Origin of the sequence: Bradyrhizobium sp. AZCC 2230 (assembly GCF_036924495.1) — a bacterium.
Lineage (GTDB): Bacteria > Pseudomonadota > Alphaproteobacteria > Rhizobiales > Xanthobacteraceae > Bradyrhizobium > Bradyrhizobium rifense.
Genome location: NZ_JAZHRS010000001.1, coordinates 9,268,940 through 9,295,220, shown reverse-complemented (window position 1 = coordinate 9,295,220; position 26,281 = coordinate 9,268,940). Strand labels below are relative to the sequence as shown.

Below are 26,281 nucleotides of genomic sequence, written 5' to 3'. Positions count from 1 at the left end.
TTATTCTCCACTTTGCGCAGACGGCAGCGACCCGGCAGGGGCCGTCTCGATCTCAGTGCCCTCATGGCGGCGCATGCCGTTGTGAATGACATAGACCATCGCCTCCGACGCCGCCACGGCATCGCCGGACGTGATCGCATCGACGATCTTCTGATGCCAGAGCAGCACGGTGTCGCGGTCCTCCGGCTCGACCGGGGCACTGAGCAGGAACGAGGCGCGCAAAGCGGCCTCAATCACATGCCCGATCGAGCGCATGAACAGATTACCCGATGCCCGTGCCACCGCAACGTGCAGAGCGAGATCGGCATCGGCAAAGCCGACGGAATCGGAAGCCTCAAGCCGCATCCGTTCCATGCTGCGGCGAAGCTCAGCGATATCCTCCTCGGACCGCTGCGCCGCCGCCAGGGCCGCGGCCCGCGGCTCGACCGCGAGGCGGATCTCGGCGAGATCGTCGAGAAAACGCTTGTCGATGCCGGCATCGAGATGCCAGGCCAGCACGTCGGCGTCGAACATGTTCCAGGCAGCGCGCTCGCGCACGACGGTGCCGACCCGCGCCTTGGTGGTCAAAAGCCCCTTGGCGACCAGGGTCTTCACACTCTCGCGCAGCACCGGCCGCGACACGCCGAACATCGCGATCAGCTCGGCGTCACCCGGCAACCGCGCCCCTTCGGCATAGCGGCTAGCGATGATGTCGACGCCAATTGAGCGGGCGACCTCCGCGTGGTTGGAGTGGGCCCGCCGTGTCGGGATGACGACGATGCGCGAGGTCATGAGACGGCTCCCGCGCGCTTCGTCACCGGCCGTCGCGCCAGCGCCACCAGTCCCTGCTGCAGGGCGATGAAGGCGAACAGCAGGACGCCGGTCGCGATCTTGGTCCACCAGCTCGACAGCGTCCCGTCGAAATTGATGTAGGTCTGGATCATGCCCTGGATCAGCACGCCGAGGAAGGTGCCGATCACCGAGCCCTGCCCGCCCGTGAGCAGCGTGCCACCGATCACCACGGCCGCGATGCTATCGAGCTCGACGCCGACGGCGGAGAGCGAATAACCGGCGCTGGTGTAGAAGGAGAACACGATGCCGGCGATGCCCGCAAGCAGGCTCGACAGCATGTAGATCTTCACCGTCATCTTGCCGACCGCGACGCCCATCAGGCTCGCGGTGGCCCGGCCCCCGCCAAGTGCATAGACATTGGCACCGAACCGGGTGAGACGCAGCAGCAGTATGCCAACGATCACGATCGCGAGCATGATGATCGCAATTGCGGTCAACCGCCCGCCGCCGGGCATGCGCAGCGCGAAGTCCGACACGGTCGAATAGATCGGCGCGGTGATCGGCACCGATTCCGTCGAGAGCAGGAAGCTCGCGCCGCGCGCCAGGAACATGCCGGCGAGCGTCACGATGAAAGGCGGCAGGTCGAAGACGTGAATGACCGCGCCCATCGCGGCGCCAAAGGCCGCCGAAAGCGCGAGGATGGCGACGAAAGCGACCAGCGGCGGCACGCCCCAGCGCTCGATCGCGAGCGCCACGAACACGGTGGTGAAGCCGATCACCGAGCCGACCGAAAGATCGATGCCGCCGGAGATGATGACGAAGGTCATGCCAGTCGCGACGATGCCGAGGAAGGCATTGTCGGTGAGGAGATTTCCGACCACGCGGGTCGAGGCGATGTTGGGAAACTGCAGCGCGCAGAGGGCGAAGCCTGCGACGAGGACGATGGCCGTGATCAGGACGGGCGGCAGGCCTTTCATGGTTTCGTCCTCCGCAGCCGCGCCATGATCCCGGCAAAGCCCGACAGTTTGGGCGATTGTAGCAGGAGCACCGCGAGCACCACCACGGCCTTGACCAGCAGGTTGAACTCCGGCGGATAGCCCGACAGCAAAATGCCGGTGTTCATGGTCTGGATGATCAGCGCGCCGAGCACCGCCAGGACAAGGCTGAAGCGGCCGCCGAACAGCGAGGTGCCGCCGATCACCACCGCGAGGATGGCGTCGAGCTCGAGCCAAAGGCCGGCATTGTTGGCATCCGCACCCATGATGTCGGCCGCGGCGATCACGCCGGCGAGCGCGGCGCAGACGCCGCACCAGACATAGACCGCCAAAATCATCGCGCGCGTGCCGACGCCGGCGAGCTCGCTCGCCCGCGCATTGCCGCCGGTCGCCTCGATCAGGAGTCCGAGCGCCGAGCCGCGTACCACCGCCCCGGTCAGGATCAACATGCCGAGCGCAATCGCGATCGGCACCGGCACGCCGAGAATGGCGCCGTTGCCGAACCAGACCAGATCCGGCGAGCTGAAGGTCACGATGCGACCTTCGGTGATGAGCTGGGCGATGCCGCGACCGGCAACCATCAGGATCAGCGTCGCCACGATCGGCTGCATGCCAAGCACGGCGACGAGGAAGCCGTTCCACAATCCGCAGACGAGCCCCGCACCGAGCGCCGCCGCCAGCACCACCGGCAGGCTATGACTGTCGGCGAGGCTAGCTGCGATCGCGCCGCAGATCGCCATCACCGCTCCGACGGAGAGATCGATGCCGCGCGTCGCGATCACCAGCACCATGCCGAGCGAGAGCAGCGCCACCGGTGTACCGCGGTTGAGCACGTCGATCAGGCTGCCGAACAGCCGGCCGTCCTGGAGGCGCAGATCGAAGAATTGCGGCGACACCACGCGGTCGACCGCGAGGATAACGATCAAAGCCAAGATCTGGGCAAGGCCGCGGCGCGGCAACAGCGCTGTCATGCCCGGGCCTCTTGCATCGCTGCGCCGTCGGCGGCGATGGCCGCGAGAATGTTGGTGACGTCGATGGCCTCCCCCGAGAGCTCCTCGACATGGGCACGATCGCGCAGCACGACCACACGGTCGGAATAGGTCACGATCTCGTCGAGCTCCGAGGAGATCACGAGCAGCGCCAGGCCGTCGTCGCAGAGCTCGCGGATCAGGCGGATGATCTCGGCATGCGCGCCGACATCGATACCGCGCGTGGGTTCATCCAGCACGAGCAGTCGCGGCGCAGTCGCGAGCCAGCGCGCCAGCAGAACCTTTTGCTGATTGCCGCCGGAGAGCAGGCCGACGGGCCGTTCGGCATCGGGCGGGCGGATGTCGAGCATCTTGACGTAACGGCGCGCGAGCTCGTCCTGCTCGCGACGCGACAGCGGCCGATGCAGCCCACGCTTGGCCTGAAGCGCCAGCACGATGTTCTCGCGCACGGTGAGTTCGGCGACGATGCCGTCGGTCTTGCGCTCCTCCGGGCAATAGCCAAAGCCGTGGCGCACGCCATCGCGCGGCGACTGCAGCCGCACGGACGCGCCCTCCACCTTCGCCTGCCCGCCATCGGCGCGCTCGGCGCCGAACACCAGCCGCGCCGTCTCGGTGCGGCCGGAGCCGAGGAGGCCAGCGAGGCCGACGACCTCGCCATGGCGCAGCTCGAGATTGAACGGAGCGACATAGCCGGCCTTGCCGTAATTCTCGAAACTCGCGCAGATCTCGCGCGGCGGACGGTCGTTCGCCGCCGCGCGCGCGCCGGTGGTCTCGGCCAGCTCGCGGCCGAGCATCATCCGGATCAGTTCGAGCCACGGCAGCGAGGCGGTCTCGCGCTCGCCGACCAGGCGGCCGTTACGCAGCACAGTGATGCGATCGGAGATCTCATAGACCTGGTCGAGAAAGTGGCTGACGAAGACGATGCCGATGCCGCGCCTGGCCAACTGGCGCATGATGCCGAACAGGATCTCGACCTCATGACGGTCGAGGCTCGCGGTCGGCTCGTCCAGGATCAGCACGCGGGCGGAAAGATCGACGGCGCGCGCGATCGCGGTGACGTGTTGTATGGCTATCGAATAATTGCCGAGTGGCGCCGCGACATCGATATCGAGGCCGAACTCAGTGAGCAGCGCTTTGGCGCGGCGGCGCATTTCGCCTTCGCGCACGATGCCGAAGCGCATCGGCTGGCGGTCGAGAAACAGGTTCTGCGCCACCGACAGGTTCGGCAGCAGGTTGACCTCCTGGTAGACGGTGGCAATGCCGGCTTGCAGTGCAGCCTTGGCCGAGCGCGGCGCGACTTCTTCGCCGCCCAGACGGACGACACCGGCATCGCGCGGGAACACGCCGGTGATGACCTTGATCAGCGTGGACTTGCCGGCACCGTTCTCGCCGAGCAGCGCATGGATCTCGCCGGCCCGAAGCGTGAAGTCGACCTCCTGCAACGCGCGCACCGCACCGAAGCTCTTGCTGATCCCGCGCACCTCCAACAGGGAAGGAGCCGGATCAAGGCTATTCTCCATAACGACGTCACTCCCACCGGCGCCCGCTTATGCTGCGGACACCCAGCCTATTCGTTCGTGCGGCGGATGCGAAGGGGGTTGCCGGATCGCAAAGAGCGATCCGGCAAGGCGCCCGCCTCAGTAACCGAGGCCCTTCTTGCTGTCGTATTCCTTCTGCGGATCATCGGCGGCGGTGAGCAGCCTGGATTCGGTCTGGATCCACTTCGGCGGAACGGTGCCCTTCTCCTTGAACGCCGCAACGGCATCGAAGGCCGGGCCCGCCATGTTCGGCGTCAGCTCCACCGTGGCGTTAGCTTCGCTGGCCACCATCGCCTTGAAGATATCGGGGACCGCGTCGATCGAGACGGTGAGGATGTCCTTGCCCGGCTTGAGACCGGCTTCCTTCATCGCCTGGATCGCGCCGACCATCATGTCGTCGTTGTGGGCATAGACCGCGCAGATGTTTTTGCCACCACCTTCGGCCTTGATGAAGCTCTCCATGACTTCCTTGCCCTTGGCGCGGGTGAAGTCGCCGGTCTGGCTGCGCACCACCTTCAAATTGGCGTGCTTGGCGATGGCGGTGTCAAAGCCCTTCTTGCGATTGGCGGCGACGCTGGCGCCGACCGTGCCCTGCAATTCGACGACGTTGCAGGCCTTGTCGCCGACGGTCTTGGCCAGCCATTCGCCGGCGACCGCGCCTTCATGCACGCTGTCGGAGGTGACGGCGGTGAGATAAAGGTCCTTGCCGGACGGATCGATGTCGCGGTCGAGCAGCACGACCGGGATCTTGGCTTCCTTGGCTTCCTTCAGCACCGAATCCCAGCCGGTCGAGACCACGGGCGCGAGGAAGATCGCATCGACATTCTGCGCGATGAAGGAGCGGATCGCCTTGATCTGGTTCTCCTGCTTCTGCTGCGCATCGGCGATCTTGAGATTGACCTTGCGCTTGGTGGCCTCCTGCTTGGAGACCGACGTCTCGGCCGCGCGCCAGCCGGATTCCGATCCGATCTGCGAGAAGCCGACGGTGAGCTCGGCCGCATTGGCCGGCAGCGCGAGCAACAACGCGGCCGTGGCGCTGGCCGCAAAAAGGGCTTTGAAGGTCATCAGGCGTGTCTCCCAAAATGTTGTCCGGGGCGCCGTTCGGTAACATGGCACCCTCAGGCCGGCCTTTGAGGCGGCGGGAGGCACTATTTCACGGAAGTTTACGTCCGTATAGTCATATTATTTTACTATTCGGCTGAATGATGCGGGGATACCGACTGGTCGCGCAGATGGCGCGCCAAGCGCGACTTTGTTCCACGGATGAAACGCAGAGATGAATGGGTCTTGTGGGTGCTGCGGCGTGCAAACTCCTCCCCGTCGTTGCGAGCGCAATGACGACGTGAATAGAGCTCTGCGTATGTCGACCAAATCGACTTGTGGCGAGACGAAGCGCTAGATCAGCTTCCGCTGCGCCAGGTTCTTCATCAGCGCGCCGATGCCGAACGTCCACGGCTCGCACTCGTCGCTGGTGCGCATGCGGTTGACGAGCTTGCCGAGCTGGGGGGCGGCGATCGTGACGATGTCGTCGCGCTTGTGGGTGAAGCCCTGCCCCGGCGCATCGCGATCCTTGACCGGCGCGAACATCGTGCCGAGGAACAGCACGAAGCCATCAGGATATTGATGCACCTTGCCGATGGTCTGCGCGACGAGATCGGTCGGATCGCGGCTGATCATGCTGATCGAGGAATGGCCATCGAGCACGAAACCGTCCGCGCCCTTCACATTCAGGCTGATTTCGAGCTTGCGCGCATCGTCGAGCGTGAAGGTGTCGTCGAGCAGGCGCAGCAGCGGTCCGATCGCGCACGAGGCGTTGTTGTCCTTGGCTTTCGACAAGAGCAGCGCCGAGCGGCCCTCGAAGTCACGCAGATTCACGTCATTGCCGAGCGCGCCGCCAACGATCTTGCCGCGGCTGGAGACGAACAGCACCAGCTCCGGCTCGGGGTTGTTCCAGGTCGACTTCGGATGCAGCCCGGCGTCCATGCCGGTGCCGACCGAGGACAGGGTCGGCGCCTTGGTGAAGACTTCGGCATCGGGACCAATGCCGACTTCGAGATATTGGCTCCAAGCGTTCTGGTCGATCAGCACCTGCTTCAGATGCATCGCCTGGTCCGAGCCCGGCTTCAGCTTTGACAGATCGTCGCCGATCAGCCGCGTCACCTCTTTCCGGATCGCTTCGGCCGAGGCCGGATTGCCTTTGGCCCGTTCCTCGATCACGCGCTCCAGCATCGAGATGGCGAAGGTGACACCGGCCGCCTTCAAGGTTTGGAGATCGACTGGCGCAAGCAGCCAGGGCTTTTTCGGGTCGCGCCCATCCGGCGCGGTGTTGGCGACGATGGCTTCGAGATCGCCGATGCGCTCGCCCTTGGTCGCGGCGAGCGCATCGGCCGGATTGTCTTCCTCGCAGAGCGCGCTGACGGTCGGGAATTTCGCGGTGACGTCGAAGACGCCGTCGGTGCGCACGGCGACCACGGCCGGACCGTTCGCCTGCGGCAGCCAGACACGACCGACCAGCGTCCCCTTCGTTCCATCCGCGGGGAGAAGGTCTTTAACCGTCAAACTCGTCATGGCCGCGTCCTCGCTGTTTCTTGGCGAAGACCAATAAACGTCTGGTGAGGGAAGTCCAGAGCGGCAGGATGCCTCGCTGCTATGCCCCTGCCCGCGCCTTTCGCGCCGCGATCTGCTGGAGCGCCCAGCGCGCGTTCTTGCGGACATCGGGATCGGCATCGTCGGCGATGACAGCAAGGAACGCCTCGCCGTCGGGATGGGCGATCTCGCCGAGCGCGGCGGCCGCTTCCTTGCGCAAATTCGCCTGATCGTGGTTGATGCAATTGCCGATCGGCCGCACCGCGCGCTCGATCTTCATCTTGCCAAGGCTGCGGGTCGCCTTCAGCCGCACCTGCCAGAACTCATCAGTGAGCGCGCCGACGAGCTGGTCGGCGGCGATCGAACCATTGACGTTGAGACCGAGCGTCTCGGCCGCCATCTCGCGGACCATCCAGTCGGTGTCTTTCAGCGCACGCGTGATCGTCTCCGCCGCGGGCTTCAGCTGCGAGAACGCCAGCGCGCTCACGGCGGCGCGGCGCACATGCGGGTCGGGGTCGTTGATCAATGCGGTCAGCGCGGGAATGGATTCTTCCAGCTTGAGGAAGCCGATCACGCCGATCGCCTGCACGCGCACGGCGGCATCCGAATCCTGCAGCGCTTCCAGCGCGGGTTTCAACGTATCCTTGCAGCGCAGCTCCTTCAGCGCACGCAGCGCGCCCATGCGGACGAAGGCGTGGGCGTGCTTGACCAATGGCAGGATGATCTCTGCACAAGCCAGATCCTTGAACTCGGCCATGCTGTCGGCCGCGGCCGATGCCACGATCCGTTCCGGGTCGACCAGCAGCTTCACCAGCGCGCCTGCCGCTTCCGGCCCGTCGAACTCGCCAAGCGCCATCGCGGCCTGCTGGCGCACGCCGGCATCCGGATCGGCCACCATGTTGGCGAGATGGCCGACGGCTGCGGGATCGCCGGAATGGCCGAGCGCGATGATGGCGACGCGGCGTTCGGCGGGATCGGCGGCCTGGAGCCGCTCGTCGGCGTCTTCGAGATCGTCATAGGATTCGAACGGGCTCGACATGCTCACCTCAACAGATAGGGAATGTTGACGGTAACGGCGCCGGTCGGGCAATCGGCCTCGCAGGGCATGCAATACCAGCACTCGTCATAGGCCATGTAGGCCTTGCCCGTCATGTCGCTGATGCGCAGCACGTCGAGCGGGCAGACGTCGACACAGACGGTGCAGCCCTTGTCGGCAATGCATTTGGCGTCGTCGACGACCACCGGAACCGATGTCTGATAGGATGCGAGAGGCATTTGATGTCTCCTGTTGCTATGGTGCGGTGGATCAGGCGGTGGCGCGGATGCGCTGCTTGTCGTAGAGGTCCTTCTCGTCGTCCGCGATCGGCACGACGTAGGGCTCCACTGCGCGCTTCTCGCTGGTCATCTTGCCGTTCTGCTTCGACAGCAGAGTGTGGCAGAACCAGTTCTCGTTGTCCTTCTCCGGGAAATCCGTGCGCCAGTGGTAGAGGCCCCAGCGGCTCTCCTCGCGGTAGAGCGAGGCGTGCACGGCCATGTCGGCGCAGTCCATGATCGACTGCACTTCCAGCGCGCGAAGCAGCTCGTGCGCGTTGCGGGCAATCATGTGCTCCTGCATGTCCTGGCGCGTCTCGGCGAGGCGGCGCATGCCGAGCTCATATTTGCGCGTGACCTTCGGCGGCTGGAGATAATCATTCACCAGGCGACGGGTCTTGTACTCGACCTGGTTGGGCGGAATGCCGTCCTCGCGCCTGGTCGGCGCCAGCACGCGGTCGCGCTCCTTCGCGACATCGGCCGCATCGAATTCGGCGAAGTCATGGCTGTCGGCGAACTCCATCGCGTCAATGCCGGCGACCGAGCCATTGGTGAAAGCGCCGAGCATGTAATTGTGCGGCACGCTCGCCATGTCGCCGGCGGCATAGAGGCCGGGCACGGTGGTGCGCGCATTGTCGTCGACGAACACGCCGGAGGCGCTGTGGCCGGAGCAGAAGCCGATCTCCGAAATGTGCATCTCGATCGAGTCGTTGCGGTAGTCGACCCCGCGCCCCTGCTGGAACAGGCCGCGCGTCGGCCGCTCCACCTTGTGCAGCGTCGATTCGATCTCCTCGATGGTGTTCGGATGAAGATGCTTGAGCTGGAGGAACACCGGGCCTTTGCCGGACAACAGCTCGTTGTAGAATTCCAGCATCATCTGGCCGGACCAGTAGTCGCATTCGATGAAGCGCGATCCCTCGTTGTTGGCGGTGAATGCGCCGAAGGGACCGGCGACATAGGCACAGGCCGGGCCGTTATAGTCCTTGATCAGCGGATTGATCTGGTAGCATTCGAGGTTCGCGAGCGCGGCGCCGGCGTGGTAGGCCATCGCATAGCCGTCGCCGGAATTGGCGGCATTCTCGTAGGTGCCGAACATGTAGCCGGAGGTCGGCAGACCCAGTCGGCCGGCGGCGCCCATGCACAGGATCACGGCCTTGGCCTTGATGACGAGGATCTCGGCAGTGCGGGTATTGACGCTGATCGCGCCGGCGATGCGGCCATCAGACGATTTGAGCAGCCGCGTCGCCATGTAGCGGTTGGAGATCAGGATGCGGGCGCGGCGGAGCTGGCGGTACAGCGCCTTCTTCACGGTCTCGCCATTCGGCATCGGCAGCACGTAAGTGCCGATGTGGTGCACCTTCTTGACGGCGTAATCGCCGTTCTCGTTCTTCAGGAAACGGATGCCGAAGCTGTCCAGCTCTTCGATGATCTTGTAGCAGTTCTGGGCGTATTTATAGACCGCCTTCTGATCGACGATGCCGTCGTTGGCGATGGTGATTTCCTTGGTGTACTGCTCCGGCGTCGCATAGCCGGGGATGACGGCGTTGTTCAGGCCGTCCATGCCCATCGAGATCGCGCCGGAGCGCTTGACATTGGCCTTTTCGAGCAGGACGACATTGGCCTTCGGGTTCTTCAGCTTCGCCTTCAGCGCCGCCATCGGGCCGGCCGTTCCGCCGCCGATCACGAGCACATCGCAGGAAACCTCCGAAAGTCCGTCGACGATCTGATCTAGTGCCATCGCTTGCTCCTGGTTCGCCGATCCGGCGCCTTTGCATCAGATTTGTTCAGGGGGCGTCCCGGCGATAGCAATTAGTTGTCGCGGGGAACCGATTTGCTCTCAGCGCTCGACAAAAGCCTTTTCGATCACGAAATGGCCGGGCTGGCTGTGATTGCCTTCGACAAAGCCGCGCGCGGAGAACATCGCAGGCAGTTCCTCGAGCATCGCCGGGCTGCCGCACAGCATGATGCGGTCGGTCTCGATATCGAGGCCGGACTGGTCAATGTCGTCGAAGAGCTGGTTGGAGGCGATCAGATCGGTGATACGGCCACGATTTTTGAACGGCTCGCGGGTCACGGTCGGGTAGTAGACCAGCTTGTCGCGGATCAGAGGTCCGAAGAACTCGTGGTTGCGCAGACCGTCGACGAGGTGCTCGCCGTAGGCGAGCTCGGAGACCTGGCGACAGCCATGGGCGAGCACGATGGTCTCGTAATTCTCGTAGACGTCGGGATCCTTGATCAGGCTCGCGAACGGCGCGAGGCCCGTGCCGGTCGAGAGCAGCAGCAGGCGCTTGCCCGGAATGAGGTTGCCGGTGATCAGTGTGCCCGTCGCCTTGCGACCGACCAGGATGATGTCGCCTTCCCTGATCTTCTGCAGGCGCGAGGTCAGCGGGCCGTCCTGCACCTTGATCGAGAAGAATTCGAGCGCTTCCTCGTGATTGGCGCTCGCCATGCTGTAGGCCCGCATCAACGGCTTGCCGTTCACCTCAAGGCCGATCATCGCGAACTGGCCATTCTGGAAGCGGAAGCCGGGATCGCGCGTTGCGGTGAAGCTGAACAAGGAGTCGGTCCAGTGCCTGACCGACAAAACCGTTTCCTTCTGAAATGCGCTCATTGCCTCTCCTTGGCCCTCGATGACGCGCAAGGTTTCGGAGAGACGGGACTCCGGCAACGCGGAAGTGAAATTCCCGGTCGATTAGTTTCACATTTCGCCGGCAATTAGTTGCTATCCGTGCGCGCCGGCGCCGACGTAATGAGGAAGTGGAGGTTCGTCATGACCATGACCCTGGTGGCACCGACCGTGGCCGACTACGAAGTAAGCGCCGATCTCGCGACGCTCCTCATCCGCACGACCGAAGGCGACGCCCTCAGCGTTCCCGCCGAAAAACTCCGCCTCTGCTGCAAATGCGCCCACTGCACCCGCGCCCGCTTCGATGACCGCTTTCCTGAGCGCTTTCCGGGCATCGCCATCACCGAGATCGGCGACCTCGGATACGGGCTGAACATCTCGTTCTCGGACGGACACAATCGCGGGATTTACCCGAAGCCGTATTTGCTGAGCCTGGCGGGGCGCTAAAGCTCCCCTTGCTCCGCTGCCATTCCCCGCAAAAGCGGGGAATCCAGTACGCCGCGGCCTCTCCGTATCCCATTGACGTCTCTGGAATACTGGGTCGCCCGGTCGAGCCGGGCGACGACAGTGGAGTAAAGCTGGCACGGACATTGCTCCTCTTTAGAACGATTTGAACGTTCCGGAGGCAGACGATGTTGCAGGCGGCGAATGCGGTTCGCGGGACTGTTCCCCCGGCAGTCCGGCCTGCGGGCAGCTCCTCGCTGCTGCTGACCGAGAACCAGCAATGGATCGGCGGGCCACCGCCGCTGATGGACAAGCTCACCCAGCGCGAACGGGAGCTGGTGCTGAAGCAGGGCCGGCGAAAAGTGCTCAACCGTGGCCAGACCCTGTTCAGCCAGGGCGGCAAGCATGACGGCATCTGGCTGATCGAGAGCGGCCGTATCCGCGTGTTCTACACCTCGCCGCTCGGGCGGGAGATCACGCTCGCCTATTGGCATGTCGGCAACTTCGTCGGCGGGCCCGAAGTGTTCGAAGGCACGGTGCATCAATGGTCCGGCGTCGCATCCAGCAATTGCAGCGTGGTGCACCTGCCCGGAAAGGAGCTGCGGTCACTGGCCGTAGAGATCCCGAACCTCGCGATCGGTCTGATTGAAGGCCTCACGTTCAAGGGCAAATGCTATTCGGCGCTGGCCCAGATGCTGGGAACGCGCTCGATCACGCAGCGCCTTGCGCATCTGTTGCTGCATCTCGTCGAGCTCTACGGCGTCGAGGATGCCGACGGCCGCGTGATCGCGGCTGCCTTCACCCACGCCGACATCGCCCACATGGTCGGCGCCACCCGGCAATGGGTCACGATCAGCCTGAAGCGCATGCAGGAGAAGGGAATCGTCGTCACCAAGCGCTCGCAGATCGTGGTGTGCCGGCCGGACGTGCTGGAAGAGATGCGCGGTCAAGGCGCCGACTAACGCCGATGCACAGGCAAGCGGCTTTATAGTGCAGGACTGCCCAAGGAGTATGCAATCGGCTTTTCCCGGCAACTAATCGACTGCGGCGGTCATTCCGGATTTGCCCTGTCGGTGCCCTCCCCCAATCATGGCAACCACAGCACATCCAACCGAATGAGGATGAGAATGGTCCGCCATCTTCCCACGCTCTCGATCGCGATGTCGGTGACGTCGCTGGCGCTAATCCTCGCGCAGTCAGCTTCGGCGGAAACCGTCACCCTCGGCATCGGAACGCAGGACACCACGACCAACACGGTGACCGCCGGCGTCGTCATCCGCCAGCTTCATCTCCTCGAAAAATACCTGCCCAAGGACGGCAAATATTCCAACATCAAGTTCGAGCTGGAGTGGCAGAACTTTACGTCCGGTCCGCCCGTCACCAACGCAATGATGGCGAACAAGCTGCAGATCGGCATGATGGGCGACTATCCGCTGATCGTGAACGGCTTCACCTTCGACAGCAATCCGGAGAGCAAGAGCCACCTGATCGGCATCGCAGCCTACAGCCTGTCCGGCTCCGGCAACGGCGTCGTCGTCCACAAGGATTCGCCCTACTACGATCTCGCCGATCTCAAGGGCAAGCTCGTCAGCGTGCCCTTCGGCTCCGCCGCGCACGGCATGGTGCTGAAGGCGATGCAGGACCGCGGCTATTCGTCCGATTTCTTCCAGCTCGTCAGCCAGAGCCCGGAGGTCGGTTCGACCAATCTGCAAGAGAAAAAGATCGACGCGCATGCCGACTTCGTTCCGTTCGCCGAACTCCTGCCGTTCCGCGGCTTCGCGCGAAAGATCTTTGACGGCGTCGAAACCAATCTGCCGACCTTCCACGGCATCGTGGTCCGCACCGATTTCGCCGAGAAATACCCCGAGGTCGTCGTCGCCTACTTCAAAGCGCTGATCGCGGCCAACCAGTGGCTGCGCGACGATCCCAAGCTCGCCGCCGAGAAAATTCAGGAATGGACCGGCATCAACAAGGAAGTCGTCTACATCTTCCTCGGTCCCAGCGGCAACATGACCACCGACCCCACGGTCAAGCCGGCGCTGATCGATGCCGCCACCGCCGACGTCAAGGTGCTGCAAAATCTCGGCCGCATGAAGGAGTTCGACCCGAAGAAGTGGGTCGACGACAGCTACATCCGCAAGGCCTATGCCGAGATGAAGCTCGACTATGACGCCCAGCTTGGCAGCACCAAGAATTACGAGATCTCCGGCGAAGACACATTCTGCAAGAAGCCGATCGCCGATCCGCGCAAGGCCGGCGAGGTCTGGGTCGATGATGCCGGCATCCTGCCGTTCTCGTCCGCCGCCTGCACGCTCGGCGCCTATGCCGACTTCAAGGCCAAGGGCAAGAAGATCAACGTCGCCTACGTCTTCGACACCACCCGCGGCATCAAGCTATTCGCCGATCAGGCCTTCTTTGCGGTCGGCAGTGGCGAGGTCGCCCCGTTCCTGCTGAAGAAGGACGCGGAGGCCTATGCCGCCAAGATCAGCGGCAAGGTGCTCGGCTTCGACGACGCGGTGAAGGCGGCGGTCAGCGGAGGCAAAACGTGAGCAGTCCCGCCATCCTCAGACAGTCCGAGGACAGCAGCATGCCAGCAGCCCTTGCCGAGGCGGGCCCAACGCCAGCCGTCACGCCACCCGCAACACCGCCCTCCTTCGGTACACTGGCGCTGCGCCGGTACCGGCTGAACCAGGGCCGGCTGCGCGCGACCGCGATCGGCATCATCTCGCTGCTCGCCTTCCTGCTGGTCTGGCACCTGCTCACGACCTACCGCGTCGTGTTCTTCGTGCGCTTCACCAACGTGCCCTCGCCGCTCGCTGTCTATGCGAGCTTCACCAAGGCGATCCACGATCCCAAGTTCCTGCTGCACATCGTCTTGAGCTGCCGGCGCATCTTCATCGGCTTCTCGCTTGCCGCGATCGTCGGCGTCCCGCTCGGCCTGATCATGGGACGCTTCAAGCTGGTGCATGAGATCATCTTCCCGGTCGCCGAAGTGCTGCGGCCGATCCCGGCGATCGCCTGGGTGCCGATGGCGATCATGCTGTGGCCGACCAACGAGCAGAGCATCGTCTTCATCACCTTCCTCGGCTCGTTCTTCCCCATCCTGGTCAACACGCTGCACGGGATGTCCTTGGTCGATCCCGTGCTGGTGCGCGCCGCGCAATGTCTCGGTGCGGGCGAACGCTCGATCTTCCGCGAGGTGTATTTTCCGGCATCGCTGCCGCACATCTTCACCGGCCTTACCGTCGGCATGGGCGTCGCCTGGGTGTCGTTGATCGCGGCCGAGATGATCTCGGGCCAGTACGGCATCGGCTATTTCACCTGGGAGGCCTATTCGCTGGTCCAGTATCCCGACATCGCACTCGGCATGATCGCGATCGGCGTGCTCGGCCTCGGATCGAGCCTCCTCATCAGGGGCGCGGGACATCTGGTGATGCCGTGGAGGTCGACGAGATGAGTGAGATTCTGACGAGCGAACGGAAAGGCAATATCGAGGTCAGAAATTTCTCTCTCAGCTACGACAGCATCGAGGGACCGGTTCAGGCGGTCACGGACACGCAGATCCATGTGAAGCCGGGCGAGTTTGTCTCCATCGTCGGTCCCTCCGGCTGCGGAAAGTCGACGCTGCTCAATGCGGTCGCGGGCTTTCTCAAGCCGACCACGGGCATCGTCACCGTCGATGGCGAGCGCGTGAACGGCCCCAGTGCCGAGCGCGGCATGGTGTTCCAGCAATATTCGCTCTTCCCTTGGAAGACGGTGCGGGAGAATGTCGAGTTCGGCCTGAAGATGCGCGGCATGCCGCGTTCCCAGCGCGAGCGCGCCGCGCGCACACTGCTCGGACTCGCGGGCCTCGAAGCTTTCGAGAAGCATTATCCGGAAAAGCTCTCCGGCGGCATGAAGCAGCGCGTCGGCATCGTGCGCGCGCTCGCGACGGGACCGAAGGTGCTATTGCTGGACGAGCCGTTCGGCGCGCTCGACGCGCAGACCCGGGTCATCATGCAGCAGATCCTCACCAACATGTGGCAGCGGCTGAAGATCTCGGTGCTGTTCGTCACCCATGACATCGACGAGGCGATCTTCCTGTCCGACCGCGTCTACTGCATGACCGCGCGTCCGGGTTCAATCAAGGCAGAGATCCCGATTCCCCTGGAGCGGCCGCGGCAGCAATCGATGATGATGTCGTCGGAATTCCTGGCGTTGCGCCGCGGGCTGATGTCGCTGATCCGCGAGGAAAGCCTCAAAGCGATGGGCGGCGAGATCAGCGACATGGGCATGCAGGGACTCAACATCGAGCTGCACGGCCATTCGCTGGCGGATGTGATTTAGGCGTCGCCAAGACGCGCGATTTCGTAGGGTGGGCAAAGCGAAGCGTGCCCACCTTTTCTGTCTGTGCGGCGAGATGGTGGGCACGGCCCTTCGCGCCTTTGCCCACCCTACGGCAGTTTCGCCCTAGTCACTTAAACCAATGCACCAGCGCGATGCTGATCCCCAGCAGCAGCATCAACGACAGCGTCACCGCCGCCGTCACTCGTCCCCCGACATTGGCAAGCACCTTCACGTCAACACCGAGGCCAAGAGCGGCCATCGACACGACGGTGAGGAAGCTCGTGATCTTCGTCACCGGACCGACCACGGTGGCCGGAACGATTTCCAGCGAGCGCAAGGTCGCCAGCGCAAGGAAGCCGAGGATGAACCACGGAACCAGGCGGAAGAAGCCGACATTGGTCTTCTTGCCGCCGGTCTGCCAGCGCGAGGCGACCAGCGAGAGGCCGACGACCACGGGGCCGAGCATCAGCACGCGCATCAGCTTCACCAGTGTACCGACCTGCGTGGAGATCAGGCCTGCCGGCACCGTCGCCGCGAGCACCTGCGGTACGGCATAGACGGTCAGGCCGGCGAGGATGCCGTATTGCGTGGCCGTCAACTGCAACAGCGGGATCAGCAGCGGCAGGCCCAGCACCATCATCACGCCGAGGATGGCGGTGAAGGAGATCGAGGATGCGATCTCGTCGCTGTTGGCGCCGATGATGGGCGCCACCGCCGCGATGGCAGAATTGCCGCAGATCGAATTGCCGCAGGCAATCAGGATCGAGAGCCGCGTCGACAGGCCAAGCAAACGGCTAAGACCGAAGGAGACGCAAAGGGTCACCACGACGACGGCGGCGATCGACGCCAAAAGCGCGATGCCCGAGGCCGCGATGGCGGCAAAGCTGATGGAAGCGCCGAGCAGCATGACGGCGACTTCGAGCAGCTGCTTGGCGCTGAAGGCAATGCCGGCCTGCCAGCGCGAGGCCGGCTTCCAGAAGCTGCGCACGGCCATCCCAAGCAGGATCGCCATCACCAGCGCTTCGACATAGGGATGCTCGAAAACGCCCAGTTCGGCCCGTTCGAGCAGGGCCGAGACACCGGCGACGGCGATGCAGAGGAGAATGCCGGGAATCAGCGCGACGATGCGGCTTACGGCGGAGGTCGGCTTGGAATCGGCCGGGCTGGATGCTTGATTCTGCGACACAAATCTCTCCCAGAGGAGAAAGATTTATACGCACGATGGTCGGGTTGGGGAATAAGTTTTCGGCATATCAGGGCCAAGGGAAGTTCTATCCTCAGCCCGGATTAATCCGGCTCAGAACAGCAGATTCTTGGCGAGCGAAGCCACGTGGCTGAAGCTGTCGTAGACGCCGGGCTCGAAGAAAGCCGCGCGCGCCACCACGATGGCGGCGACCAGCGACCAGAACAGGCCCGTGCCGGCCCGCAACACCAGCTTTGCGGCGCGCGACTGCGGCTGGGTGTCCGTTGCGGACACCATCTGCTCGCCGAAGGGCTCAAATCCAGTGCGTTCCATGGCTATGCCGATCCATCAAATTCTGAACAGAATGTCGTCGTTTCGGCCCCAAACGGCAATGGAAGCGATTGGCGTTTTTACCCCCCGGAGGGGAAACTCCTTCCGCGGGACGGTCACAAGACAATAGTTTTCTTCTTCCGCCCTGTTTGGGACGGGAGCGGGCCGGTGCCGCGCCGCGTAGACGCCCCAGCGCTGGTCGACTACCGTGCCCTGCCCGCAGTTCCTTCGTTCGCCCCTCCAGGATCGGACTCATCGGATCGCCGGAGATCAGAAGAAGACGATGAACATCGCATCTCCCCGCCAGCCGCTCGACCTCGCCTCTGCGATTGCCGAAGCGGACATCCGCTGCCTGCTGATGGTGCTGGTGCACATGACCGGCGACGAGCGCTGGCTCGAGCCGCCATATTTGCCCAAGCGCGACATTCGTCTCATTCCCGATCCCGAGGCTGGCGTGCCCCGCCAGATCCAGGACGAAATCCGCGCCGCTGTCGTCAAGCTGTTCTCCGACGGCACCCCGAAGCCCGTCATCACTGATCCCGGCGAAGAGCTTCTCCTGAAGATGATGCGCGCGTGCCTCGGCGAGACCGTCGCGCCGGAATACGCGCCGCTGATGCGCGAGGAGATGGGCTTTGTGTCGCGCGAGGCGCGCTGGACGGCGCGGCCTTCGGACGAGAAGCTCGCCGAACAGCATATGCTGATCGTCGGCGCCGGCGTCTGCGCCATCGCGCTCGGTGTTGCGCTCGGCCATCTGGGCATCCCCTACACCATCGTCGAGAAGAACGCCGAGCTCGGCGGCACCTGGTGGATCAACCGCTATCCCGGCTGCGGCGTCGACACGCCGAACCACTCCTATTCCTACTCGTTCGGCTCGGGCAACGCATGGACGCGCTATTTCTGCCAGCGCGAAGAACTGCTCGGCTATCTCCTGAAGGTCGCCGACGAATACGGCATCCGCAAGCATCTGCGCGTCAACACCGAGCTGACGGCGTCGCGCTGGGACGACTGCAAGCGACGCTGGATCTCCACGCTGAAGACGCCGAGCGGTGAAGAGACTGTCGAATCTACCGCACTTGTCTCAGCCATCGGCCAGCTCAACGATCCCTCGCGCGCGCACTTCAAGGGCGAAGAAAACTTCAAAGGCACGATCCTGCACTCGGCGCTGTGGTCGGACGACATCAAGCTCGACGGCAGGCATGTCGCGGTGATCGGCACCGGCGCGACGTCGATGCAGCTGGTGCCAGCGATCGCCGGCCGCGTCGCCTCGGTCACGGTCTATCAGCGCAGCGCGCAATGGGCGCGGCCGGTGAAGGGCTATGCCGACCCGATCAGCGAGGGCGCGCGCTGGCTGCTCGCACATCTGCCGTTCTATGTGCAGTGGTACCGCTTCAACATGTTCTGGCGCTATGGCGACGGCTTGCTGCCCTTCCTGCGCAAGGACCCGGCCTGGCCGCATCCCGAGCGCGCCGTCAACAAGGGCAACGACCGGCATCGCCGGGAGCTGACCGACTTCATCCTGACCGAACTGAAGGACCGGCCCGACCTGGTCGAAAAATGCGTGCCGACCTATCCGCCCTATGGCAAGCGCATCCTGCTCGACAACAATTGGTTCAAGACCTTGAGGCGCGACAATGTCGAGCTCGTCACCGACGCGATCGACCATTTTGATGAAAGCGGCATCATCACCGCCGACGGGGACCGCCGTCCCGCCGACATCATCGTCATCGCCACCGGCTTCAAGGTCACGGAGATGGCTGCGCGCCTCAACATCAGCGGCCGCGACGGCAAGGCCTTGCGCGAGGCCTGGGCCAACGACAATCCGACCGCGTTCCTCGGCCTCACCGTGCCCGACTTTCCAAATTTCTTCTGCATGCTCGGGCCGAATTCGGGCCCTGCCCATGGCGGCAGCGTCATCTTCCAGTCCGAATGCCAGAGCCGCTACATCTCCGCCTGCCTCGTCGACATGATCGAGCACAACGTCGCCGCCATCGACGTTCGGCCGGACGTGCTCGACGACTATGTCCGCAAGGTCGACGCCGAACACGAGGCGATGATCTGGACTCATCCCGGAATGAGCACCTACTACCGCAACTCGAGCGGCCGCGTGTTTTCGGCGATGCCCTGGCGGTTCGTGGACTATTGGCGCATGACCCACGATCCGGACCTGGGGCAGTACAGGCTGACGAAGGCGTAGGTCTCGCGACCCTACGCCGCCAGCCCGCTCCCCACCGGCGCAAACTCCATCCCGAGGCTCTCCGCCACCGCCTTGTTGGTGATGCGGCCGCGATGAACGTTCAGCCCGTTGCGCAGATGCTGGTTCTCCAGCACCGCGGCAAAACCCTTGTTCGCGAGCATCAGACCAAATGGCAGCGTCGCATTGTTCAGCGCCTGGCTCGACGTCACCGGCACCGCGCCCGGCATGTTGGCCACGCAATAATGCACGACGCCGTCGACCTCGTAGGTCGGCTCCGCATGCGTCGTCGCATGCGAGGTCTCAAAGCAGCCGCCCTGGTCGATCGCGACATCGACCAGCACGGCACCCGGTCGCATCGATTTCAGCATCGCGCGCGTGACGAGTTTTGGCGCGCTGGCGCCGGGCACCAGCACCGCGCCGATCACGACATCGGCGGAAAACACCTCCTCCTCGACCGCCTCGATGGTCGAGAAACGGGTGCGCACCCGCCCGAGAAAGACATCATCCAGCTCGCGAAGACGAGGAATCGATCGATCGATTACCGTGACCTCGGCACCAAGGCCTGCGGCCATCCGCGCGGCCTGCGTGCCCACCACGCCGCCGCCGAGAACAACGACGCGCGCCGGCTGCACGCCGGGGACGCCGCCCAGCAGCAACCCGCGACCACCGGCCGAACGCTTGAGCGCGGCGCCGGCGGCCTCGATGGCGAGGCGGCCGGCGACTTCGCTCATCGGCGCAAGCAGGGGGAGGTGACCAGCCGCGTCGGTGACGGTTTCATAGGCGATCGCAGTGCAACCGGACGCGAGCAGGCCCTTGGCCTGTTCGGGATCCGGCGCGAGATGGAGGTAAGTAAAGAGGATCTGGCTTTCACGAAGCTGGGCCCATTCGCTTTTCTGCGGCTCCTTCACCTTCACGATCATGTCGGACTTGGCGAAGATGTCGCGCGCGCTCGCGGCAATGGAGGCACCTGCCCGCTCGTACACCTCGTCGGACGCGCCGATGCCGCTGCCGGCGCCGGCCTCGACCGTGACCTGATGCCCAGCCGCGACATATTCGCGAACGGCGCCCGGGGTAAGCCCGACGCGATATTCCTGGACCTTGATCTCCTTGGGCACACCGACACGCATCCTAGGCTCCTTTTGATTCACCCTGTGATCGTAGCGACGAGGGCGGTTTGGTTTCGTGCAAATATCCGCTAGCTTCGGCCCTCCCGCGCCGGTTTCGGTCGCGGAAATGTCCTTTGACGCTGGAATCAAAACCTTGGCCCTCGACCGGAAAGATCTCGCCATTCTCGCGGAACTGACGACCAATGCGCGCGCCAGCCACACCGAGCTCGCCAACAAGGTCGGCCTCTCCAGCACCGCGCTGGCGCGGCGGCAGAAGACGCTCGAGGATGACGGCTACATCCAGGCCTACCAGGCCGCGCTCGATCTGGCGCAGTTCGGCCTCACCACCACAGTGCTGGTGCGGATTGCGCTGGAGAGCCAGAGCGACGAGGCGCTGAAGGCGTTCGAGGCGGAGGTGGTGAAGTGCCCCTCCGTCGTGCGCTGCTTCCTGATGTCGGGCACCGACGACTACATCCTGATCGTGCTCGCCCGCGACATCCAGGATTTCGAGCGCATCCATCGCACCGAGCTGTCACGGCTGCCACGCGTGGCGCGGGTGCAATCGAGCTTCGCACTGCGCGAGGTCGTCAACCGCGCGGTGCCGACCGTGGTGTTCGGCGAGACGAAGCGCTGACCAGCGTCGACCGCGCTGTCAAGCGCGCCACCTCACAGCCATTTTCATTTCCTCATCAATGATAATTGAGGCGCCATTTCAGCCGAATGGTTGAGGCGCGACGGGGTGTTCATCAGACCCACATGGAGAGGACGCGACGTAGCCGGCGTCGCGGTTCCATTCATACAACCATCAGATTTCGGGGTCTTCGATGTTTAAATCCAACCGCCGTATCTTCATTCAAACCATTGCATTCGGTGCCGGCGTCCTGGGCGCCGCCAAATCCGCGCTCGCAGCCCCCGACGGGCATGCCGCCGGGTACGACGTCGCTCCGGCGTCGGAATTCCTCAAGACCATTCCGCGGAAATCCGGCGATCCCGTTGTGTTCACGGCGTCGCTGGACAAGGGGCCGATCAAGGCGACATCAGGAGGCTGGGCGCGCGAGGTCACGGCCCGGGGCCTTCCGCTCGCGACCGGCATCGCCGGCGCCCATCTCTACATCAACGCGGGCGGCGCCCGCGAGATGCACTGGCACAATTCGGCCGAGTGGGCCTACGTCGTCGACGGCCACTGCCAGGTGACGGTGGTCGACCCCGACGGCCAGTTCGAGGTCGTCAACCTGGGGCCCGGCGATCTCTGGTATTTTCCGACAGGCCACAGCCACGCCATCCAGACGCTGGGGCCCTCGGCCTGTCACGCCGTCCTCGCCTTCGATGACGGACTTTACTCCGAGCACGGCACGTTCGGGATCAGCGACTGGATGAGCCGATACGACGCCCCGGCCCTATCGCAGGCGCTGGGCGTCTCCGCGGAGATATTCAGCGCCAATCCGAAGGCCGAAACCTACATCATGCAGGGCGAGGTGCTGGCACTTGACGGCCCGCAGGCCAAAATTGCCCGCCCGCTGGATCGCGATCGGACGCACCGTTTCCCGCTGATGTCGCAGAAGCCGAAGGTAAGCACGCCCGGCGGCGCACTCTACGTGGCCTCCGCCAAGGAATTTCCGGTCTCGAGCGGGATGACCGGGCTGGTCCTCAAGCTCAAGCCCGGCGCGATGCACGAACCACACTGGCATACCGATGCCAACGAGTGGCACTACGTGCTGAAGGGACGCACGCGCGTGACACTGTTCGCATTCGACAAGCGTGTCGCCGTCGCCGAGCTTTCGCCCGGGGACTGCGCCTATATCCCGCGCAATTGCGGCCACTCGATCGAGAATATCGGCAAAGAGGACGCCGAGATGGTTGGCGTACTCGACAGCGGCGCATATCGCGAAAGCAGCCTGACCGATTGGCTGGCGAAGGCGCCCCGGCATCTGCTTGCCAATAATTTCGGTGTTCCGGAGACGGCGGTGGCAAATTTCGGGCGAAAGCGCATGATCATCGCCACCGCGAGCTGAGCGCTCCTTCAGACCCGAATGCCGTCATAGAACTGTCATCGAATGTGCAGAGACCTGTCCGTCTCTGCACATTCGGGACATGCCATGGACTATTTCAAGCGCTTCAACTTCCTGTTCGCCGCACCAGTATTCGACGCCGATGACCTCGAGGGCATCCGCTTCAGCCAGATCATCGAGGAGATCCAGCGCTCGGGCTTCGAGGTGGTCCGGGCCCGCAAGCTGGAGGACGCCGAAATCGCGGTGCAGACCGATGCGGCGATCGGTTGCATGGTGGTGGACTGGGGTAAGAAGGGGCTTGAGGGCAAGACCTCCGCACTGATCAATCTGATGCGTCGCCGCGGCCTCGACTTCCCGATCATCCTGCTGATCCGGCGCAAGCGATTCGAGGACCTTCCGGTCGAGGTCCTCGACTTCATCGACGGCTACGTCTTCCTCTCCGAGGAGACGCCGACCTTCATCGCCAAGAATTTGATCAGCCGGCTCAAGCAATATGCCGAGACGCTGAAGACGCCGTTCTTCGGAGCGCTGGTCGATTACGCCGAGGAAGGCAACCAGCTCTGGACCTGCCCGGGCCACAATGGCGGCGTGTTCTACAACCGCAGCCCGATCGGCCGGGTCTTCGTCGAGCATCTCGGCGAGTCCGTGTTCCGCGACGACCTCGACAATTCCGTGCTCGACCTCGGCGACCTCCTCACCCATGAGGGGCCGGCGCTGAAGGCGCAGAAGGAGGCGGCAGCGATCTTCGGCGCGGAAAAGACCTATTTCGTGCTCAACGGCACCTCGACCTCGAACAAGGTCGCGCTCGGCGCGCTCGTCACCGACGGCGACCTCGTGCTGTTCGACCGCAACAACCACAAGGCCGCCCATCACGGCGCGCTGATGATCAATGGCGGCATCCCGGTCTATGTCCCGACGATCCGCAATGCCTGGGGCCTGATCGGCCCGATGCGCTGGGACGTGCTGGACGAGAAGGCCCTGCGCGAGGCGATCCGCAACCATCCCCTGGTCACGGAAAAGGACGCCTGGCGCAAGGAGCGGCCGTTCCGTGTCGCCGTGGTCGAGCAATGCACCTATGACGGCACGATCCACAACGCCGAAATGATCCTGAAGCGCATCGGCCATCTCTGCGAATACATCCTGTTCGACGAGGCCTGGGCCGGCTTCATGAAATTCCACCCGCTCTATGCCGGCCGTTTCGCCATGGGTCTCGCTAACCTTCCCCCGGAAGCGCCGGGCATCATCGCGACGCAGTCGACCCACAAGCAGCTCGCGAGCTTTTCGCAGGCATCCCAAATCCACATTAAGGATCGTCACATCCGCGGCCAGAAGCGGCGCGTCGAGCACCGCCGCTTCAACGAGAGCTTCATGCAGCACGCCTCGACCTCGCCGTTCTATCCGCTGTTTGCTTCGCTCGACGTCGGTGCACAGATGATGAAGGGCCGCTCCGGCGAAGTGCTGTGGGACGACACAATTCGGTTGGGCATCGAGCTGCGCAAAAAGATCCGCGCGATGCGCCGGGAGTTCGAGGAGAAGGAACAGAACACGGACCGACGCTGGTTCTTCGAGCCGTTCGTTCCGGATCGCGTCGCCATCCCCGACGTAAGCCGCCCCGGCACCGCGCATAACGTTGCCTGGGAGACGCTGTCGACCGATGAGCTCGCCACCAATCCCGCGCTCTGGCAGCTCGGCCCCGACAGCAACTGGCACGGCTTCGCCGGCATGGCCGAGGGCTTTGCCATGACCGATCCGAACAAGCTGACGCTGCTCACACCCGGCTTCGACCGCGCCACCGGCGCCTATGCCGAGCACGGGATCCCTGCCCCGGTCGTCGCGCAGTATCTGCGCGAAAACCGTATCGTCCCTGAAAAGAACGACCTCAACTCCCTGCTCTTCCTGCTGACGCCGGGCGTCGAGGCGAGCAAGGCCGGCACGCTGATCTCGGGCCTCGTCGCCTTCAAGCGACTGCACGACGACAATGCGCTGCTCGCCGACGCGATCCCGGAATTCTACCAGCGGCGGCAGGCGCGCTACGCCGGCGTGCGGTTGCGCGATCTCTGCGGCGAGATGCACCGCTTCTTCCGCGCCGCCGATGTCAGCGCGCTTCAGGCGCGGCAGTTCATGCCAGAGCACATGCCTGAGATCGCCATGTCGCCGCGCGATGCCGCGCGCTTCCTGTTCAAGAACGACGTCGACTATCTGCCGATCGAGGCGATCGCCGGCCGTATCGCCACCACACCCTTCGTGGTCTATCCGCCCGGCATCGCCACCATCGTCCCCGGTGAGCGGCTGACGGAGCGGGCCAAGCCCATGGTGGATTATCTCAAGATGTTCGAGACCTGCTTCAATACGTTTCCAGGCTTCGATGTGGAAATCCAGGGCGTCTACAAGGAGGTCGATGCGCGCGGCCGCATCGGGCTCTATACTTACGTGGTTGCCGAGTAGGTGCCGATGAACGAGACGGCGATTGCCCGCACCGATGACGAGCCGGTTCTGATCCGGCCGTCACGCGAGAGCGATATCGAGGCGATGCTGGCGATCTATCGCCACCACGTCCGCAATGGCGTGTCGCGCGATGTCGAGGGAACCGGCGCGCCCGAGCCCGACGATCTACGCGACCGGCGCAAGAATTTGAAGCAGACCCGCCTGCCGCATCTAGTCGCAACCTATCGCGGCGAGGTCGTCGGCTATGCCTATGCGGTGCTGTTTCGCAAGCGCCCGGCCTATCGCTACACGGCCAAGCACTCGATCTATGTCCACCACGAGCATCTCGGCCGCGGCGTCGGACGGCTGCTGCTCCAGGAGCTGATCGACGCGTGCGCGGCGGCCGGCTTCCGCCAGATGATCGGCTATATCGATGCCGACAACGCGCCATCGCTGGCGCTGCACGAGAAGTTTGGATTTTCGCGCGTGGGCCTGCTCTGCGGCGTAGCCTATCGCCACGGCCACTGGTCGGACACCGCAATGGTGCAACGTTCGCTCGGCGCCGGCGTCACCGCGCCGCCATCGCTCACGGCACCGGGACGTTAAAACCTTACGAAGGAATGTCAGCCGGTCTGACCTGAATACGGTCGGCATGCAGCGACCAGTGATGCAACGCCTGGTCCTTGCAAAACCTCGCCTTCGCCCGCTCCCTGGCCTCGTCCTCGTCGGCGGCGTCGATCTCGAGCGCACCCTGACAGACCTCGATCTGCCGCCCGTACTGGCCGAGCACGTCCTTCATGAACCTGACGACATAAGTTGACATGGGACCTCCCTGCTGCCCCGGCCGCAATCTAATCCCATTTACCAGGTTTCGGGAGACAGATTTTGACTGAGATCAAGCCGGCGTTAGTTCGATCCGTCAGCCATCACGCCTTGATGTCGAGCAGCGATTCTGTCGTTTCGGAATAGACCTGAATCACCTTCGCGTTGGCAATGAAGCTGTACTTTGCTGCCGCCAGTTGAACGAACTCGCTGGCGAGATCGACATTCGGCGCGGCGACCAGGCCGTCCTGGTTTGCGAAGGGGGCGCTCGGGTCGGATTGTGCGGTATAGCTCGGCGAAACGGTCGACACCGTCGCGATCGTACCGCCTGGCGTCGAGCCGCTCGACTGGTCGACCTGATCGACTCGCAACGGCACATAAGCCGCGGGATAAGTCGAACTCGTGCTCGAACTGCCTATAACGGCCGATGTGCCCGATCCGCCTGACGCGGGTAGCGGGCCGGTCGTGCTGACATTGGCGATGTTGCTCGCGGCCACGTTCACGCGCAAGCTCGCAGCAGAAAGTCCGGATGTCGCAATCGAAAGTATGCTCATGGAACCTGATTTACAGGACAAGTCATACGCGTTCATTCACGCCATCGATAAGATGCGCGGCTTTGTATTTTGA

General features: G+C 63.9%; 26 protein-coding genes. 11 read left to right on the top strand and 15 right to left on the bottom strand.

Annotated elements, in window-relative coordinates:
* The 10 genes from V1280_RS44310 to V1280_RS44265 all read right to left on the bottom strand — a co-directional run bounded on the left by V1280_RS44310 (position 1) and on the right by V1280_RS44265 (position 10,801).
* A complete protein-coding gene (locus V1280_RS44310) occupies positions 1–771 on the bottom strand; it encodes a FadR/GntR family transcriptional regulator (RefSeq protein ID WP_334537378.1) in 771 nt (256 codons plus the stop codon).
* A complete protein-coding gene (yjfF, locus tag V1280_RS44305) occupies positions 768–1,748 on the bottom strand; it encodes a galactofuranose ABC transporter, permease protein YjfF (protein ID WP_334537376.1) in 981 nt (326 codons plus the stop codon). The genes V1280_RS44310 and yjfF overlap by 4 nt, the downstream gene beginning before the upstream one ends.
* On the bottom strand, positions 1,745–2,737 hold the full coding sequence (locus tag V1280_RS44300) for an ABC transporter permease (RefSeq protein WP_334537375.1): 993 nt from the start codon (positions 2,735–2,737) through the stop codon (positions 1,745–1,747). The genes yjfF and V1280_RS44300 overlap by 4 nt, the downstream gene beginning before the upstream one ends.
* Positions 2,734–4,275 carry a sugar ABC transporter ATP-binding protein gene (locus V1280_RS44295; RefSeq protein WP_334537374.1) on the bottom strand — a complete coding sequence of 514 codons (1,542 nt, stop codon included), beginning with the start codon at positions 4,273–4,275 and terminating at the stop codon, positions 2,734–2,736. Before V1280_RS44295 ends, V1280_RS44300 begins: the two co-directional genes overlap by 4 nt.
* A 117-nt stretch (positions 4,276–4,392) precedes the next feature.
* Entirely contained in the window at positions 4,393–5,358 is a 966-nt protein-coding gene (gene ytfQ / locus V1280_RS44290; RefSeq protein WP_334537372.1) for a galactofuranose ABC transporter, galactofuranose-binding protein YtfQ, read from the bottom strand.
* 330 nt (positions 5,359–5,688) lie between these two features.
* The gene (locus tag V1280_RS44285) at positions 5,689–6,861 is read right to left on the bottom strand and encodes a fumarylacetoacetate hydrolase family protein (protein ID WP_334537371.1); all 1,173 of its coding nucleotides are present in this window, start codon (positions 6,859–6,861) and stop codon (positions 5,689–5,691) included.
* Between the two features lie 79 nt (positions 6,862–6,940).
* Positions 6,941–7,918: a HEAT repeat domain-containing protein gene (locus V1280_RS44280; RefSeq protein WP_334537370.1), complete on the bottom strand. Its 978-nt coding sequence runs from the start codon at positions 7,916–7,918 to the stop codon at positions 6,941–6,943.
* A gap of 2 nt (positions 7,919–7,920) precedes the next feature.
* Positions 7,921–8,154: a 4Fe-4S dicluster domain-containing protein gene (locus V1280_RS44275; RefSeq protein WP_008141081.1), complete on the bottom strand. Its 234-nt coding sequence runs from the start codon at positions 8,152–8,154 to the stop codon at positions 7,921–7,923.
* A 31-nt stretch (positions 8,155–8,185) separates the two neighbouring features.
* The gene (locus tag V1280_RS44270; protein ID WP_334537369.1) at positions 8,186–9,928 is read right to left on the bottom strand and encodes a fumarate reductase/succinate dehydrogenase flavoprotein subunit; all 1,743 of its coding nucleotides are present in this window, start codon (positions 9,926–9,928) and stop codon (positions 8,186–8,188) included.
* A 99-nt stretch (positions 9,929–10,027) separates the two neighbouring features.
* Positions 10,028–10,801 carry a ferredoxin--NADP reductase gene (locus V1280_RS44265; protein ID WP_334537368.1) on the bottom strand — a complete coding sequence of 258 codons (774 nt, stop codon included), beginning with the start codon at positions 10,799–10,801 and terminating at the stop codon, positions 10,028–10,030.
* A gap of 165 nt (positions 10,802–10,966) precedes the next feature.
* Here V1280_RS44265 and V1280_RS44260 point away from each other — a divergent pair, with 165 nt between their 5' ends.
* The 5 genes from V1280_RS44260 to V1280_RS44240 all read left to right on the top strand — a co-directional run bounded on the left by V1280_RS44260 (position 10,967) and on the right by V1280_RS44240 (position 15,586).
* On the top strand, positions 10,967–11,263 hold the full coding sequence (locus V1280_RS44260) for a DUF971 domain-containing protein (protein ID WP_334538591.1): 297 nt from the start codon (positions 10,967–10,969) through the stop codon (positions 11,261–11,263).
* 185 nt (positions 11,264–11,448) lie between these two features.
* On the top strand, positions 11,449–12,222 hold the full coding sequence (locus V1280_RS44255) for a Crp/Fnr family transcriptional regulator (protein ID WP_334537367.1): 774 nt from the start codon (positions 11,449–11,451) through the stop codon (positions 12,220–12,222).
* A gap of 165 nt (positions 12,223–12,387) precedes the next feature.
* On the top strand, positions 12,388–13,809 hold the full coding sequence (locus tag V1280_RS44250) for an ABC transporter substrate-binding protein (RefSeq protein ID WP_334537365.1): 1,422 nt from the start codon (positions 12,388–12,390) through the stop codon (positions 13,807–13,809).
* On the top strand, positions 13,806–14,717 hold the full coding sequence (locus V1280_RS44245; protein WP_334537363.1) for an ABC transporter permease: 912 nt from the start codon (positions 13,806–13,808) through the stop codon (positions 14,715–14,717). Before V1280_RS44250 ends, V1280_RS44245 begins: the two co-directional genes overlap by 4 nt.
* A complete protein-coding gene (locus tag V1280_RS44240; RefSeq protein WP_334537361.1) occupies positions 14,714–15,586 on the top strand; it encodes an ABC transporter ATP-binding protein in 873 nt (290 codons plus the stop codon). Before V1280_RS44245 ends, V1280_RS44240 begins: the two co-directional genes overlap by 4 nt.
* A 127-nt stretch (positions 15,587–15,713) precedes the next feature.
* On the opposite strand, the gene V1280_RS44235 is transcribed toward V1280_RS44240, so the two are convergent.
* Both V1280_RS44235 and V1280_RS44230 read right to left on the bottom strand, forming a co-directional pair.
* Positions 15,714–16,772, bottom strand: coding sequence for a YeiH family protein (locus V1280_RS44235; RefSeq protein ID WP_334537359.1), 1,059 nt, complete (start codon positions 16,770–16,772; stop codon positions 15,714–15,716).
* Between the two features lie 111 nt (positions 16,773–16,883).
* Complete coding sequence (locus tag V1280_RS44230; protein WP_148774041.1) at positions 16,884–17,102, bottom strand: hypothetical protein; 219 nt, start codon at positions 17,100–17,102, stop codon at positions 16,884–16,886.
* Between the two features lie 280 nt (positions 17,103–17,382).
* Here V1280_RS44230 and V1280_RS44225 point away from each other — a divergent pair, with 280 nt between their 5' ends.
* Positions 17,383–19,293: a flavin-containing monooxygenase gene (locus tag V1280_RS44225; RefSeq protein ID WP_334537355.1), complete on the top strand. Its 1,911-nt coding sequence runs from the start codon at positions 17,383–17,385 to the stop codon at positions 19,291–19,293.
* Positions 19,294–19,304: 11 nt separating this feature from the next.
* Here the strand turns inward: V1280_RS44225 and ald are convergent, their stop codons facing one another.
* Positions 19,305–20,420 carry an alanine dehydrogenase gene (gene ald / locus V1280_RS44220; protein ID WP_334537353.1) on the bottom strand — a complete coding sequence of 372 codons (1,116 nt, stop codon included), beginning with the start codon at positions 20,418–20,420 and terminating at the stop codon, positions 19,305–19,307.
* A gap of 133 nt (positions 20,421–20,553) precedes the next feature.
* Here ald and V1280_RS44215 point away from each other — a divergent pair, with 133 nt between their 5' ends.
* From V1280_RS44215 to V1280_RS44200, 4 genes are all read left to right on the top strand, one after another.
* Positions 20,554–21,033 carry an Lrp/AsnC family transcriptional regulator gene (locus V1280_RS44215; protein ID WP_187437017.1) on the top strand — a complete coding sequence of 160 codons (480 nt, stop codon included), beginning with the start codon at positions 20,554–20,556 and terminating at the stop codon, positions 21,031–21,033.
* 190 nt (positions 21,034–21,223) lie between these two features.
* Positions 21,224–22,411 carry a cupin domain-containing protein gene (locus V1280_RS44210; RefSeq protein ID WP_334537351.1) on the top strand — a complete coding sequence of 396 codons (1,188 nt, stop codon included), beginning with the start codon at positions 21,224–21,226 and terminating at the stop codon, positions 22,409–22,411.
* An 84-nt stretch (positions 22,412–22,495) separates the two neighbouring features.
* On the top strand, positions 22,496–24,853 hold the full coding sequence (locus V1280_RS44205; protein ID WP_334537349.1) for an Orn/Lys/Arg decarboxylase N-terminal domain-containing protein: 2,358 nt from the start codon (positions 22,496–22,498) through the stop codon (positions 24,851–24,853).
* A gap of 6 nt (positions 24,854–24,859) precedes the next feature.
* Positions 24,860–25,438 carry a GNAT family N-acetyltransferase gene (locus V1280_RS44200; RefSeq protein WP_334537347.1) on the top strand — a complete coding sequence of 193 codons (579 nt, stop codon included), beginning with the start codon at positions 24,860–24,862 and terminating at the stop codon, positions 25,436–25,438.
* 4 nt (positions 25,439–25,442) lie between these two features.
* Here V1280_RS44200 and V1280_RS44195 read toward each other — a convergent pair whose 3' ends face one another.
* Positions 25,443–25,655 carry a hypothetical protein gene (locus V1280_RS44195; protein WP_334537345.1) on the bottom strand — a complete coding sequence of 71 codons (213 nt, stop codon included), beginning with the start codon at positions 25,653–25,655 and terminating at the stop codon, positions 25,443–25,445.
* Positions 25,656–25,758: 103 nt separating this feature from the next.
* A complete protein-coding gene (locus tag V1280_RS44190) occupies positions 25,759–26,157 on the bottom strand; it encodes a flagellar basal body rod protein FlgC (protein WP_334538590.1) in 399 nt (132 codons plus the stop codon).
* Here V1280_RS44190 and V1280_RS44185 point away from each other — a divergent pair.
* Entirely contained in the window at positions 26,057–26,281 is a 225-nt protein-coding gene (locus V1280_RS44185) for a hypothetical protein (RefSeq protein WP_334538673.1), read from the top strand. The genes V1280_RS44190 and V1280_RS44185 overlap by 101 nt on opposite strands.